General features: G+C 34.0%; 16 protein-coding genes. 11 read left to right on the top strand and 5 right to left on the bottom strand.

All coding sequences use genetic code 11. From position 1 onward, the window contains the following. Nucleotides 1–180: 180 nt before the first annotated feature. Both FC88_RS03360 and FC88_RS03355 read right to left on the bottom strand, forming a co-directional pair. Entirely contained in the window at nucleotides 181–1,143 is a 963-nt protein-coding gene (locus FC88_RS03360; RefSeq protein ID WP_057812781.1) for an AEC family transporter, read from the bottom strand. A gap of 34 nt (nucleotides 1,144–1,177) precedes the next feature. Next, nucleotides 1,178–2,800 (bottom strand): malolactic enzyme, encoded by a 1,623-nt coding sequence (locus FC88_RS03355; protein ID WP_057812779.1) that lies wholly within the window; start codon nucleotides 2,798–2,800, stop codon nucleotides 1,178–1,180. A 233-nt stretch (nucleotides 2,801–3,033) separates the two neighbouring features. On the opposite strand from FC88_RS03355, the gene FC88_RS03350 reads away from it, so the two are divergent. From FC88_RS03350 to FC88_RS03340, 3 genes are all read left to right on the top strand, one after another. Then, nucleotides 3,034–3,903, top strand: a complete 870-nt coding sequence (locus FC88_RS03350; RefSeq protein WP_057812777.1) for a LysR family transcriptional regulator — start codon at nucleotides 3,034–3,036, stop codon at nucleotides 3,901–3,903. A 596-nt stretch (nucleotides 3,904–4,499) separates the two neighbouring features. After that, on the top strand, nucleotides 4,500–4,775 hold the full coding sequence (locus tag FC88_RS03345) for a helix-turn-helix domain-containing protein (protein ID WP_057812775.1): 276 nt from the start codon (nucleotides 4,500–4,502) through the stop codon (nucleotides 4,773–4,775). Further along, nucleotides 4,776–5,231 (top strand): low molecular weight protein-tyrosine-phosphatase, encoded by a 456-nt coding sequence (locus tag FC88_RS03340; RefSeq protein WP_057812773.1) that lies wholly within the window; start codon nucleotides 4,776–4,778, stop codon nucleotides 5,229–5,231. Between the two features lie 6 nt (nucleotides 5,232–5,237). On the opposite strand, the gene FC88_RS03335 is transcribed toward FC88_RS03340, so the two are convergent. After that, entirely contained in the window at nucleotides 5,238–5,990 is a 753-nt protein-coding gene (locus FC88_RS03335) for a MurR/RpiR family transcriptional regulator (protein WP_057812771.1), read from the bottom strand. A gap of 118 nt (nucleotides 5,991–6,108) precedes the next feature. Between FC88_RS03335 and pfkB the strand changes: the two genes are divergently transcribed. The 6 genes from pfkB (at nucleotide 6,109) to FC88_RS13245 (ending at nucleotide 11,158) form a co-directional block, all read left to right on the top strand. After that, the gene (gene pfkB / locus FC88_RS03330; protein ID WP_057812769.1) at nucleotides 6,109–7,038 is read left to right on the top strand and encodes a 1-phosphofructokinase; all 930 of its coding nucleotides are present in this window, start codon (nucleotides 6,109–6,111) and stop codon (nucleotides 7,036–7,038) included. 2 nt (nucleotides 7,039–7,040) lie between these two features. Then, complete coding sequence (locus FC88_RS03325) at nucleotides 7,041–8,957, top strand: fructose-specific PTS transporter subunit EIIC (protein WP_057812767.1); 1,917 nt, start codon at nucleotides 7,041–7,043, stop codon at nucleotides 8,955–8,957. A 111-nt stretch (nucleotides 8,958–9,068) separates the two neighbouring features. Then, nucleotides 9,069–9,647 (top strand): PTS sugar transporter subunit IIA, encoded by a 579-nt coding sequence (locus FC88_RS03320; protein WP_057812765.1) that lies wholly within the window; start codon nucleotides 9,069–9,071, stop codon nucleotides 9,645–9,647. A 34-nt stretch (nucleotides 9,648–9,681) separates the two neighbouring features. Continuing rightward, entirely contained in the window at nucleotides 9,682–10,386 is a 705-nt protein-coding gene (locus FC88_RS03315) for an MgtC/SapB family protein (RefSeq protein WP_057812763.1), read from the top strand. Nucleotides 10,387–10,522: 136 nt separating this feature from the next. Further along, nucleotides 10,523–11,023 (top strand): hypothetical protein, encoded by a 501-nt coding sequence (locus FC88_RS03310; protein ID WP_057812762.1) that lies wholly within the window; start codon nucleotides 10,523–10,525, stop codon nucleotides 11,021–11,023. Between the two features lie 12 nt (nucleotides 11,024–11,035). Further along, nucleotides 11,036–11,158 carry a hypothetical protein gene (locus FC88_RS13245; RefSeq protein WP_267490142.1) on the top strand — a complete coding sequence of 41 codons (123 nt, stop codon included), beginning with the start codon at nucleotides 11,036–11,038 and terminating at the stop codon, nucleotides 11,156–11,158. A 117-nt stretch (nucleotides 11,159–11,275) separates the two neighbouring features. On the opposite strand, the gene FC88_RS12760 is transcribed toward FC88_RS13245, so the two are convergent. Together FC88_RS12760 and FC88_RS03305 are read right to left on the bottom strand one after the other, a co-directional pair. Next, on the bottom strand, nucleotides 11,276–11,425 hold the full coding sequence (locus FC88_RS12760; RefSeq protein WP_157060411.1) for an SPJ_0845 family protein: 150 nt from the start codon (nucleotides 11,423–11,425) through the stop codon (nucleotides 11,276–11,278). Nucleotides 11,426–11,501: 76 nt separating this feature from the next. Then, entirely contained in the window at nucleotides 11,502–12,059 is a 558-nt protein-coding gene (locus tag FC88_RS03305; protein ID WP_057812760.1) for a hypothetical protein, read from the bottom strand. A 176-nt stretch (nucleotides 12,060–12,235) separates the two neighbouring features. Here FC88_RS03305 and uvrC point away from each other — a divergent pair, with 176 nt between their 5' ends. After that, nucleotides 12,236–14,053 (top strand): excinuclease ABC subunit UvrC, encoded by a 1,818-nt coding sequence (uvrC, locus tag FC88_RS03300; protein ID WP_057812758.1) that lies wholly within the window; start codon nucleotides 12,236–12,238, stop codon nucleotides 14,051–14,053. 17 nt (nucleotides 14,054–14,070) lie between these two features. After that, entirely contained in the window at nucleotides 14,071–14,910 is an 840-nt protein-coding gene (map, locus tag FC88_RS03295; RefSeq protein ID WP_057812756.1) for a type I methionyl aminopeptidase, read from the top strand. Nucleotides 14,911–14,919 lie beyond the last annotated feature (9 nt).

Genomic DNA, 14,919 nt, shown 5'->3' with positions numbered 1-14,919 from the left:
AATCCATGATTTCTTAAAACTTATAAAAATGTCTAACTTTTTTATTGCACTTCAAAACCGCAGAATGTTTGACGACTTTTTTTAAATTTATTAGAGGAGGATCTGATTTTTTGTTTTAAATGTGTGAATGTGAATTGTTTTCAATAAATTTTTGATTTTTGGATTATTATTAATGATCAATTAGATCAAGTTTGCAATTTGCATCAAGATAGGCACAACGATTACGAACAAGACGGTTGAAGTAGTAACCAAGTTTGTAGCGTAGTCGACGTCACCGTGTGATTGATCAACTAGGATAGGCAATACGGCTAAACCAGGAGCAGCTGATTGGATGATGAATGAGCTACTTTCAAGTTGTGGCATTGAACCGATCATTGAACCACCGACAAGGATGATACCGATCATGATAGCAGGAGCGACGATAAATCTACCAACTAAGGCAAGGATCGTATCACGGTCAAATTTGATAGATTTCAAACCAGCATCGGCTAAGATAATACCAATGTAGATAAGTGACATAGGTGTAACGATACCACCGACCATGTCTAAGGTCTTATTGATCCATTCTGGAACAGGAATTGCTAGTAGTAAGAATACTAATGAAACTAAGAAACCAACAAGTGGGGCAGGAAGTAATTTCTTCCAGTTGAAATCTTTCTTTTCACCCTTTTCAACGTTTGGATCATCACTTGAGATGAAGAAGATACCAACAGCCCAAGTTGAAATTGTATTCATAACATAGTAGATAAGGAAGTAAGGTAAACTCTTATCTCCAAACAAAGCCATGTTCAAAGGTAAACCAATGAAGATTGTATTAGCATTAACGAACATGTTAATGAAAGTACCACGGCGGCCTTTTCTAATACGGAAAACTTTCGTTAGGATCCATGCGACAATGTATCCTATAGTGAAACTGGCGAAGGTGAAGACCAAACCACCAGAAAGACTAGCTAATTTGTCTCGGTTCAAATATTTAAGAACAGAAACGAAAATTGAAGCAGGTAGGGCAATTTTCATAATAATGAATGAGATATTCCCTTTAAATTCATCACCTAAACGGCCTGACCCTCTTAGCCAATAACCTAGGGCGATAACTAGTACGATTTCAGCGACACTTTCAAGTGAAGTGATAAATGCAGCCATAAAATAATTCCCCTTTATTTTACAAATTTATATATTAATATTTAGGTTCCCACTTAGCGTCTTCAACAGCCTTCTTAGCATCAGTAGCAGATGTAAGTTTTTCATCAATAGCTTGTTGAGCGACACCTTCGGCAACAGTAATACTGAACTTGTCTAGTTTTGAAACTGGAGGAAGTACAGCAGCACCTGGTTGTGTAGCATCAACGATTCCACCCAATGAGTGAGCAGCTTTGTTGATCATACCGTCTGAAAGAACTTTAGCATTAACAGCTAATGAACCAAGACCAAGACCAGGGTAAACCAAAGCATTGTTAGCTTGACCAATGTTGTATGTAACACCGTTGTATTCGATTGGATCAACCGGAATACCAGTAGCGATAAGAGCTTTACCATCAGTCCACTTCAAAAGATCTTCAGCCTTTGCTTCAGCAAGTTTTGTAGGGTTTGAAAGTGGGAAGATAATTGGACGTTCTGTGTGAGCAGCCATTTCCTTGATGATAGGTTCTGTAAATGTACCAGGTTGTGTTGATGTACCAACTAAGATCGTTGGATGAACTGCTTTAACGACAGCTTCCAAGTTAGTCAATTCATCAGCATTGTCGAATTCACTACGTTGTCTTGTGAATGGTTTTTGTTCAGGTGTAAGACCTTCTGTGTCATCGAACAATAGACCTTGCTTGTCAACTAGGTAGAAGTGTTTCTTAGCTTCTTCTTCAGAGAGTCCTTCTTCAACCATGGCGTCAAAGATTCTCTTAGTAATACCAGCACCAGCAGTACCAGCACCAAATGATAGGTAAACTTGATCAGTAAGCTTTTGCTTAGAAATGTTCAAAGCACCTAAGATACCAGCTAAGGTAATGATACCTGTACCTTGGATATCATCATTGAATGTCAAGATGTCATCCTTGTACTTGTTCAAAATATTAGCAGCATTGCTACGACCAAAGTCTTCAAAGTGAAGATACATGTTAGGGAACAAGTTTTCAGCAGTTTGAACGAATTTATCAACGAATGCATAGTACTTGTCACCTGTAACACGTTGGTGATGATTACCCATGTAAAGGTCATCTGAAAGAAGTTCTTTGTTATTAGTACCAACATCAAGAACAACTGGAAGAACTGACTTAGGATCAACACCAGCAGCAGCTGTATAAACCATCAATTTACCAACAGAGATGTCAACACCTTGAACACCCCAGTCACCAATACCAAGAATACCTTCACCGTCAGTTACAACGATAAGTTTGATGTCACGACCCTTAGTAGCATTCTTTAATGAAGCTTCTAATTCGTCTTGATCATCAATTGATAGGTAAACGGCGTTTTGTGGGTCTAAGAAGAAGTGACTGTAATTTTCGATTGTGTCAGCGATAGTTGGATCATAAACAACTGGCATAAATTCATTAACATGTTCACTGAACAACTTATAGAACAAAGTAACGTTTTCGTTAAAAATGTCCATCAAGTACATTCTCTTATCAAGGAAGGTAGCCTTCTTTGAATAGTTTTCATAAGCTTGTTCTACTTGTTGGTCCAAAGTTTGAACGAATGGTGGAAGTAAGCCTTCAATATGATTTTCTTTTCTTTCTTCTTTAGTAAAGGCAGTACCTTTATTGAAGAAATGATTATTGAGTAAATCTAAACCTTCATATTTCATAAAAAAAATTCCTCCTAATTAACTTTTCTACAGTTAAAACATTAATATATTTAATACCCCGATACATACCATATTATATAAATTAATTTTATTAATATTGGAATAAGAGTTTATGCCTTCTTGGCATATTAAATAATTAGTGTTCTTAATTAACTTTCGAATGTATAATAATACATGATAAAAAATATAGTCAAATATGTGTACTTTGATAAATAAAATTTATAGGTGGAAAAATGAACTTAAAAGATTATCAATATTTTAAAAAATTATCTGAATTAAAGAACTTTTCTGATACGGCTAGTTTCTTTGGTGTCAGTCAGCCGACGATCACTTATTCTCTAAAAAGGTTGGAAGATACTTACGGACTTTCTTTAGTAAAACGAAAAAGTTTTGCTAATTCCTTATCATTAACATATGCGGGGAGGCAATTATTAATGCATATTGATCGAATTCTTTTGGAAAATGATTTGATCAGTGATGATATGGAACGAATAAAGCGTGAAAAAATCGTAATGGGATGGCCACCGATTATTACTAACTACGTTATTCCTAAGGTTTTTGATCGATTACGGGATGCTGACTTACTTAATTCAATTATTCCGATTGCCGATGGTTCAGGGGAATTATTGGATAAATTAAAAAATGGTGAAATTGATCTTTCCTTATTAGGAACGACAATTTTGCCACAGGAAAATCACTTGGATTATCAATTGATCAAGGAACATCATTTTAAATTTATTGCTGCAGCTGATCGGGATGTTTCCAAGGTTAAAACGATTGAAGATTTATTTGCAGAAGATTTTATTTCTTTAAATGAAGGTTCAGTCCACAATTTAGTTTTGCAAAGAATGATTGAAAGATATAATGTTACTCCACATACCTTATTTCAAACTTCTGACTATCGATTGATGCTCAGCTTGGTTAAAGAAAATAAGGGAATCAGCTTTGTTACGGAGACGGCTATTCAAGGGGTCTCAGGCATTCAAGAAATCAAACTTTCTGATATTCAATTACCGCCATTTTATATCCTGTTCGTTTATCGTCATAATATGGTCGGAAATGAAACACTGGCACAGTTGATGCACATCTTTAAAAATATCTAGATAATGTAATATAAATAATTTAGGGTGTACAGGTATAGTCCAATAAGGGTACAATGTATTTACCAATTGGTATTGGTGGATTAATCCTTAGATAGTTTTTATAACTATTTAATTGTCGACTTTGTGATAGTAATGCAATATAATAAAAAAGTTATATCTCATCAATATAGCTGCTTTATTATGCTTTCATTACATTTTTATCACTTTTTTTAAATAAAATGGATTAAAAGTTGTGGGATAGTACATGTTTAAATAAATCCATTTTGCTGTCAGAAAGCCATTCTAGTGGGCTTTCTGTCTTTTTTTAAGCTGTTATTTATAAAAATATGGCGACTTTTTGTAATAGCCTGTATTTAAAAATGAGTGTGTTATTATATTAATTGAAGAGGAGATAAATCCTACATTTCCTCTTTCTTGATAATTTCATGATAATAATTGGTTAAAAACTATTGTCGATTTAATGGTGGTTCCTCCCTGAGCTACCATTTTTTTATGCCCTTTTTAAGGAATTTGACTGTTAAAACTTTGTTACATCAATAATAGAGTTATTTTGTATGGTATAATTTTTTGTAATAAGCCGTTTAGGAGTTTTTAGTATGAATTACAATGAGAGTCAACAAAAAGAAATTGCGCAATATGCTATTGAACATGATAACAATTACAAAGCTACAGGTGAAAAGTATCAAATTTCTTATCAACAAGTTGCCGCTTGGGTAAGAAAATATAATAAAAAGCCCACTACTAAGAAATCTGTAAAAAAAGAAACAAAAACTTCAGCTCCACAAGCTAGTGCATTAGATGTTTTAAGCCGTAAAGATCCTGTTTTGGAAGCTCAATTAGAAGACGTTAAGAAAAGATTGGGATTGATTTAGATGAAAAAAGTCATTTTTGTTTGTTTAGGTAACATTTGTCGTTCACCAATGGCAGAGATGATGATGAGAAATTTTATCGAGCAGAAGAATTTGTTAGACCAAATATCAGTTTCTTCTCGGGCAACATCCACTTATGAAATCGGTAATCCACCACACCCTGGGGCAATTGCCGAACTAAAAGATAAAAAAATTCCAATTATTAACCATCGTGCTCAACAAATCTCCCGACAAGATTTTGATGAGGCCGATATAATAATTGGAATGGATCAGCAAAATATTGTTGATCTAAAAAATATGGCTCCAGTTGCTGATAAAGATAAAATTCATTTAGCTTATGAAGTCTTGGGACAAACCAAAATAATTGAAGACCCCTGGTATGATCATAAGTTTGATCGGACTTATCAACAATTAGCTGAAGTTTTGCCTGCTTGGTTAAAGGTATTAATGGACCAATAGAGAAATCTATTGGCTTTTTTGCGTTCTGATAACATAGGAATCTAGTAAAATGCGACTGATTACTTGAAGAGGCAGTCTCGATCTGACTTCGTAATCAGGAAAGTATGAAGTTTGAGACTTGAAACCTAATAGTACCATTTCAGAGTATTTGATTATGGAACCTTCTTCGTTGGTAGTGATGGTTAGAGTACTAACACCGTTATTAAAAGCATTCTTGGCACCTGTTACTAATTCTTTAGTTTCACCGTTTAAAGTAATGAAGATAACTAAGTCTTCACATCTGATTCTTTTGCTCATAGTGACAATGATATTAGGATCAGTACTCAAAACACAATTTTTACCCAATAACTGCAGTTTTACTAGTAATTCTTGAGCAATAAATTCTGAAAATCCTCTGGCAAAGATATAAATGTCGGAGGATTTTTTGATTTTTTGGATAGCATCTTCGATTGACCCAACATTTATCATTTTTAAAGTATTATCAACTTCGTATTTATTTTTCAAAATGGCTTGTTTGATGTCATGATCCACTTTTTCCAAGTTTTTGTACTGTTGTGTGTCTTTTTTCTTGAATGTTAATTGTTGACGAAAATCGGTGTAGCCAGAGTAACCCATTTTTTTCGTAGTCCGGACGATGGTCGCTGTTGAAACGTTAGCATCTTCACTTAATTTAACTATGGAAAGGTTGGGAATATCATCGAGATTGTTTTGGATATATTCCCAAAGATATTTTTCTGATGAACTTAATTTATTTTTCATAAAATCTCCCTAATTAGTAAAAGATTTTCTTAATATTTGTAAATATACCTGATTATGAAAACATTTACATAATATCATATTGTAAGATGTATTTAGAAAGTAAAGAGGGGGATTGCAAATGATTTATACTTGTACATTAAATCCGGCAATCGATTTATTTATTGAAACTGAGCATTTAAAACCGGAAATTGTTAATCGAACTAACAGTTATGATATTCAGCCAAATGGTAAAGGTGTAAATGTTTCCTTTATTTTAAAGCATCTAGGTATTGATAATACTGCTTTAGGAATCGGTGGCGGTTTTACCAGCAATTTCATTGAAGAATCATTGAGAAATAAAGGTATAAAAACAGATTTTACACATATAGATGGAATTTCTCGAATCAATGTTTTTACACGAGTTATTGATACTGATACTGAATACAAACAGGTTAATAATGGACCTGAAGTAAATAAAGAAAAAGTAAATAATTTTCTTGAAAAAGTTTCTAAATTAAAAAAAGATGATAAATTAGTTGTCTCTGGTAGTTTTTCTAAAGGAGTTCCACCCAATATTATCATTGAAATCGCTAAAATGGCTCAAAAGCAAAAATTTAATTTGGTGATAGATACAAGTTATCCAGATGTTATTCAAACAATTAGTTATCATCCATATCTATTGAAACCAAATGATGAAGAACTTTTATCGTGGTTTGATGATGAACAAAACAACAATATTTCAACATTAATTGCTCATTCGAAGAAATTAATTGAAAAGGGTGCCAAAAATATTTTGCTATCTTTAGGTAGCAAAGGAGCTTTGTTAATAAATAAAGATAAGGTTCTTTTTGGTAATGCTCCTAAAATAAAAGTTGTTAATACAGCTTGCTCTGGCGATACAATGCTAGGAACATTCTTAGCAGGAATTGAGCAGAACTTAAGTGCAGAAGATAACTTGAGGAGAAGTATTGCTGCAGCCAGCTCAACAGCCGCAAGTTCTGGGTTAACTGATTTTAGTGATGTAGATGAATTAATAGAACAAATTAATATTAAACAAATGGAGGGGTAGATATGGCAAAATATGAAGTTATTGCAGCTACGGGATGTCCTACTGGAATTGCCCATACATATATGGCTCAAGAAGCTTTAGAAGAAGCTGCTAAGAAACGTGGCATTTCGATAAAAGTTGAAACACATGGACAATCTGGGGTAGAACATGCTTTTAGTCAATCAGAAATTGATCAGGCTAAAGGAGTCATCATCGCAGCTGATAAAGATGTTGACATTGATAGATTTGATGGTAAACGTTTGATCAATGTTTCAGTCACTAAAGGTATGAAAGAACCGGACGAACTAATTGAAAAAATTTTAAACGATAACAATGTTCCTATTTATCATAGTACCGGCAGTTCTAAGGCAAGTAGTTCAGAAGAATCAGAATTAACAGGATCATTTTGGCATAAGTTGTACGTTTATTTAATGAATGGTGTTTCACATATGCTACCATTAGTTGTTGCCGGTGGTGTTTTGACAGCTGTATCATTTTTCTGGGGTATCAATTCAGCTGACCCTAAAAGTGCTCAGTACAATGCAATTGCTGCCTTATTAAATACAATCGGTGGTTTTGCTATGAATCTAATGGTACCAGTATTATGTGCTTATATTGCTGAAGCAATTGGTAAAAGAACGGGTTTAATTATCGGATTTGTTACTGGTATGATAGCTTATACTAATGGTACAGGTTTCTTAGGTGGTATCGTTGGTGGTTTCTTAGCCGGATATGTTGCCGTATTATTAACGAAATTATTCAAATCCTTACCAAAATCACTAGATGGATTAAAATCTATTTTCATTTTCCCTGTTTTAGGTGTTTTAATTTCTGGGACCATTATGTGGTATGGATCAGTTCCAATGAAAGATCTTAATACTGGTATGATGGCTTTTCTAAAGAGTATGGAAAATTCAAGTCCTATTCTTTTGGGATTAATTGTTGGAATTATGTGTGCTGCTGATATGGGTGGCCCAATTAATAAAGCTGCTTATTTAACAGGTACAGCTCTTCTTGCGCAAGGTAATTACTTCTTTATGGCTGGAGTTTCAGCTGCTTGTATTGCTCCACCACTAGCTACTGGTTTTGCTGTTCTATTCAATAAAAAGGCTTATACCGCAAAGGAACGTAGTGCTGGTTATGTTAACTTCTTGTTAGGTTCAACGCACATTACTGAAGGTGCGATTCCATTTGCAGCTAAGAATCCACTATTGAATATTCCGTCATTCATGGTTGGTTCAGCTATTGCTGCAATCTTATCTTATGTAACTAAAATCTCTGTTCCAGCTCCTCATGGTGGATTCATTGTTTTACCATTAGTTAATAAACCATTCTTGTGGGTTCTTTGGATTGTTATTGGAGCATTAGTGTCAGGATTCTTGTTATCTATTATTGCAGGACGTCAAAGCCAAAAGAATAACGTTGTAGCTACTCCTGTTGGTAATATTAATGTTGGTAGTGAAGAATCAGAACCAACAAAAGAAGAATCAAATAACGATTTAGGAGAAATTCTTAATAAAAATAATATTGCATTAAATGTTGACGTTTCATCAAGAGATGAACTCTTACAATATTTATCTGATTTTTCAGAGAAATTAGGATATTCAACAGATTCAAAAGCTGTTTATAAGAAATATTTAGCTCGTGAAGCAGAAAATTCTACCGGTATGGAAAAAGGAATTGCTATTCCACATGCTCAAGATAAATCGATTAAAGGATCAGCTATGTTAATTGCTAAGTTAAGGAAACCTGTTGAATGGAAGACATTTGACAATAAACCAGTTGACATCATAATTTCATTCCTAATACCTGATGAAGACAATGGTAGTAATCATTTGGAATACTTATCAAGCACTTCAAAATTACTCATGCATGATGAATTTATTGAGTCGTTGAGAAAGGCACAAACTAAAGAAGAAATTCTTAAATTATTTAAATAATTAAGGCCACTAATTCTATTCGGATTAGTGGTTTTTTAGTTAAATGAAAGCGACAACTTAAAAATAATTGTATGATAAATATAAAGCAATTATTCGATGGGGGATGAGTGAATGGCCTTTTGGAAAAAGATTGGTGATTTTTTTACTGGAAAATCAGCTAAAAAAGATAATAAACCTAAGAAAACTATTGTAGTAGTAGCACGTGATAGTAACGTTCCAAATCAAAAGCAAATTGACCAAATGATGGATCTTTCAAAAATTTTAAATGAGGATAACATTGTTTTAGATGTTGAAGCTGATACGAAAGAAAAGGTTTTGAAGTATTTGGCCAATTTTGCTAAAAAATCAAATGGTAAGGTCGATTCTGAAGCTGTTTACGGAAAATTATTAATGAGAGAAGCTGAAGCATCAACGGTTTTAGGCAATGGAATCGTTATGCCACATGTTCAAGATGAATCAATCACTGAGTTAAAAATGTTCATTCTAAAGTTGCATCAACCGATAATTTGGGATGATCAAAAATCAACTGATATCGTTTTAGCTCTGTTAGGACCTGACCCAGAAGCAAATTATGAACACGTTCCATATATGTCAACAATCGTTCGCCTATTGCTAAGAAAAGATTTCATTGTTACACTAAAAAGTGCATCCACAAAGGAAATAATATTTAAATTATTTGAAAATAGTTAATAGCTTTGAATCTGGAGAACATCGGAGGGGTTATTTGATTAGTCAATTAAGTGTTCTTACAGTTATCACAAGATTATTGGTTTCAGTTTTATTTGCTGGAATAATTGGTATTGATCGTGCTTATAAACATCGCCCGGCTGGGTTAAGGACTCATATTTTAGTCTGTCTAGGTGCTTGTATAATTGCGATGATTCAACAAAACATTGGTTTTAATGCTTTGGAAATGGCTCGGCAATATCCTGAAGTAAAGGGTGTCCTAAGAGCTGATGATGCCAGATTGATTGCTCAAGTAGTTAGTGGAATTGGTTTCTTAGGTGCTGGAACGATTATCGTTGAACATCATTCAATCAGAGGTTTGACAACTGCTGCTAGTTTATGGGTCGTAGCCTGTATTGGACTAGCCGTTGGTATGGGAGACTATATTATTGCTATCGCCGGATTTTTAGTCGTTTATGCAGTTTTAGGTTTCTTGAAAAAAATTATTCGGATCAGTCCAGTTCGAAAACTTAAAGTTGAGTATTTGCACAAAGTAGAAACCAAAAAATTTATCGATGATTATTTTAAAAAGAATGATATCACTGTCGAAGGAGTCCGTTTTAGTGTCTACAAACGGGATGATGATAAGGTTTATACGAATGTCTATTCAATCGATTTTGGAAAGAACCTTGACTATGTTGATATCGTCGAAGGCTTGTCGATGAATTCCAATATAATTAAAGTTGAAACTATTAATGTCTAAAAAAATATTCCTAAATACAGATTTAGGAGTATTTTTTATTGGTTCATTTATATGAAAATATTTAAATAATTAATTGGTCTAAATCAATTGTAATTTGTCTAGACCTTTGCTATCTTTGGATTATTGGGGGAATTAAATGATAAGAAATTTACCGACCAGGCTCTTGATCACAGTTTTATGCCTGTTTGCTTTGTTGGCAATTTTTTTGATTTCATCAAAAGATAAAATATCAGGAAGTATTATGGAAACAAAAATCAATCTAGTTGATAAATCAAAACAAATCACTGCTGATGAATTTGCAAACAAACGTAAAAATTACTCATATGTCTCTTTTGATAATCTTTATTCCAATACAAGTCTCTATTATGGAACTAAGATTCATCAAAAGGGTCATATCAAGGATCTTGACATGGAACATAAATACTTATTAATTGCTTTAGACGGGAATGATGAGTCGAAGACTATCAAATTGAAATACAATCTATCCAACTTTGAACGGGGCAACGTTAGTTTACAGGAAAATGATCCTATTAAATTTTACGGTCGCGTTTTGACAACTGATAATTATATCAATGACAAAGGGCGAACTGTTCAACGACCAGTTATTTCCGCTGATTTTATTCAATCAAGAATATAAAGGGGATAAATTATGGCGTTATTCAATGGCGTATCAGACGCTTATTTTGAATATTTGATGTATCAGGAACTAATTGATTTAAGACAAGAAGCAACTGATGTAGATATTCGTTTTGATAACAAAAAATTTGAGTAAATAAAAAGGCCTAGAAGTTAATGTTCTAGGTCATTTTTTTATCAAAAGGATTCTCGTTAAAGAAATAGTAAAATAAATGGCAGTCGCTTACGAAAAGCAACATTAAACAAGAGAAACTTATTTTTTATCTTTTAGATTCTTTTCTTTTGAAGATTTTTTATCTGCAGAATCTACGCGTTTTACGTTTTCTTTTACATCATCGGGAAGAGAGGCAAACTTATCAAATAAACTGCCAAAATCACTTTCACGTTTCACTGTTAGGCCCATCGGTATCAGCCCCTTTCAGGTTTCTTTATAATTATATATATTATAAAACCTTTTTGAGTAAATAACAAATATCTACCTAAGCTTTTTCAATCTTTCCAGTAGCGATTGGCAAAGTAACATGAGCATCATAATCGCCAACTTCTCCGGCTACTGAGACAGGCAACTTAAGATCTTGAGGAACACCATGAACATAAATGACACGCTTATCTAGTTCCAAATCGTCTGTTCCAAATACTTCTTTAAATTGTTTCTTCAATGCATCTAAAGGAACATCCTTTTCATAAGCAAAATGACCACTAGCATCTGAAGTTGGATAATTGTCATTAGGGATGTTCATATCTTCTGGTGCATTATCAAAAGGAACCATTGTCGTACCAGAGACTACTTCAGTTTCAGGCAAATCAACTAAGTTATCATGGTTAACGTCTTGTTCCATTGTAGCGATTTGAGCATCTTTACCATCTGGGAAACCATGGAAATGTTCCCAATGTTGGGTGTTGGCAGGAGTATCAAACATTTCAATCTTAATGTGCAAGTTGTTTTCGTCCTCAGTAAATTCAGCTTGACCATGAGCTTTAGTACCAATAAAGTCAGCGTTTAAAGGAACAATCTTAGCAATATATTTTTGTGTCATCTTGAATACCTTCTTAATTAATTTTATACAAATCTATTTTACGCAATTCATTATATACCTAAAATATATATTTTCAAATTATTTGCTTGTATTATGAATGCGGCAGTAAATTTGACAATTATTTAGATTAAATTAAGATTAAATAAGTCTAGTATTAAAAGGGAGGGATATTTTCATTGGCAACTGAATATCTTGAACATAAATTAAGTCTTTTGCCACCACGTCCGGGTTGTTATTTAATGAAAGATATCAATTCCAAGATTATTTACGTTGGTAAGGCTAAGAATTTAAGAAATCGTGTTCGTTCATATTTTAAGAGTTCGCATGAAGGTAAAACGGCACGATTAGTCTCAGAAATTAGAGATTTTGAAACTATTATTACTTCTAATGATAAAGAAGCCTTTTTACTAGAAATAACGTTGATCCAAAAACATCAACCTTATTACAATATTAAATTGAAGCGTGGTACTGGCTATCCATACATTAAAATCACTAATGAACGTGATCCTAAAATGGAAATTACCGGTTTAATAAAAAAAGATGGCGCTTATTATTTTGGGCCATATCCTAACGTTTGGGCAGCTTCCAATACATTGAATTTCTTGCAAAAAGTTTATCCACTAAGAAGATGTCAGGGAAATCTTGGACGTCCGTGTTTGTACTATCATATGGGACAATGTTTAGGTGCCTGCTTCAAAACTGTTCCTAAGTCTGAATATGCTGCACAGATCGAAAAAATCAAAAAGTTTTTAGGCGGCAACGTTGGTGAAGTTAAACATCAATTGGAAGAAAGAATGTCACAGGCTGCCGAAAAGATGGAATTTGAACGTGCAGCAGAGTTGCGTGATCAAATCAAGTACATCGAAACGACGGTTGAAAAACAAAAGATTATTTCAAACGATAGTACGCCGAGAGATATTTTTAACTACTACGTTGAAAAGGGTTGGATTTCAATCCAAATCTTCTTTATTCGTCAAGCTCGACTGATGAAACGTGAGAAAAAAATTTTTGCTTGCATCAATACACCGGAAGAAGAATTATCGACGTTTATTTTGCAATTTTATAACCGTCGTAATCAAGTTTTACCGAAAGAAATTTTAGTACCTGATAATTTGGATAAAGATACCTTGTCACAAGTTTTAAATATTCCTTTTAGAACGCCACAACGTGGTCAAAAGAAAGATTTAATGGATATGGCGGCTGAAAATTCTAAATTAGTCTTACAAGAAAAATTTCGTTTGATGGAACTTGATAATCGTCAAACTTATGGTGCCCAAAAACAAATTTTTGAAGCCTTGGATCTGCCGTACGGTCATATTATAGAATCATTTGACCACTCTCATATTCAAGGAACTAGTCCAGTTTCAGCAATGGTCATGTTTAAAGATGGTCGTCCAGAAAAGAGCGGCTATCGTAAATATAAAATAAAGGGCGAGGTTGAACAACAATCTGGCGCTGATGAAGCAGCTAATACTCGTGAAGTTATTTATCGACGTTATTCACGCTTGATAAAAGAAAATCACCCATTACCGGATTTAATTTTAATGGATGGTGGTATCATTGAATTGCGTGCTGTTATGGATGTTTTGGTCAATGAATTAGGAATCGATATTCCAGTAGCCGGAATGGTCAAAGATGATCACCACAATACGTCACATCTGATCGTCGGTGAAAATGGTGTTGAGGTACCACTGGATCGAAAGAGTCAGGGCTTTTATTTGTTGCAGAGGATTCAAGATGAGGTCCACCGCTTTGCAATTACTTTTCATCGCAAAACACGTAGTAAAAATGCTTTATCATCACAGCTTGATAAGATTCAAGGTGTTGGGCCAAAGACGAGAACAAAGTTATTGAAAAAATTTGGTTCAGTCAAGAAGATGAAGGAAGCTACAGTTGAGCAGTTGACTGATTTGGGAATTCCTAAAACTACTGCTCAGACAATTAAAATTACGTTAGCTAGTACCGATTTTCATAAGAAATATCATAAAGGTTAAAAATTGGGGGATATTAGATGATTACATTAAAATCACAACGAGAAATAGAAGGAATGCGTGAATCTGGTAAGATTTTGGCAGGAGTACATTTGGGACTTCGTGACATTATCAAACCAGGTATCTCAGCTTATTCTATTGAAGAATTTGCTAATGACTATATCGTTAGCCATGGTGCTACACCTTCAGAAAAAGGTTTTGAAGGCTATAAATACGCTACTTGTGTTGATGTCAATGATGAAGTTGCTCATGGTACACCACGTAAGGATTTGATTTTACAAGAAGGCGACATCGTAAAAGTCGATATGACAGTTAACTATAAGGGTTACGAAAGTGATTCATGTTGGAGTTACGCTGTCGGATCAGTCACTCAAGAAACATCTGACTTGATGGAAGTTACTAAGAAGTCATTGTATTTAGGAATTGCTCAAAGTATTGCTGGCAATCGTCTGGGTGATATTGGCTATGCTATTCAACATTACACAGAAGATGAGCATGGTTATGGGGATGTACGTGAATTATGTGGACATGGAATTGGACCTACAATGCATGAAGAACCTGATGTTTTGCACTATGGTGAACCTGGTCGTGGATTGCGTTTGAAGAATGGAATGACTATTACGATTGAACCTATGATTAATGAAGGTACTTTGGAAATCGTCGATCGTTCTTTGAAAGATCCTAACGATGATTGGATCTACTATGCTAGTGCTGATGGTTCATGGTCAGCTCAATACGAACATACTTTAGCAATTACAGAAAATGGTCCCGAAATTTTGACATCACAAGATGCTGCTGAAGATGAAAAATACTTAGCATGGGCTCGTGATTATCTAAAGGAACACAATCAAAATAAATAAGTTCAAAAC

Origin of the sequence: Companilactobacillus futsaii JCM 17355, assembly GCF_001435505.1 — a bacterium.
Classification (GTDB): domain Bacteria; phylum Bacillota; class Bacilli; order Lactobacillales; family Lactobacillaceae; genus Companilactobacillus; species Companilactobacillus futsaii.
Note: the sequence above shows the minus strand (reverse complement) of the source record. Positions and strands in the feature narration are given on the sequence as shown.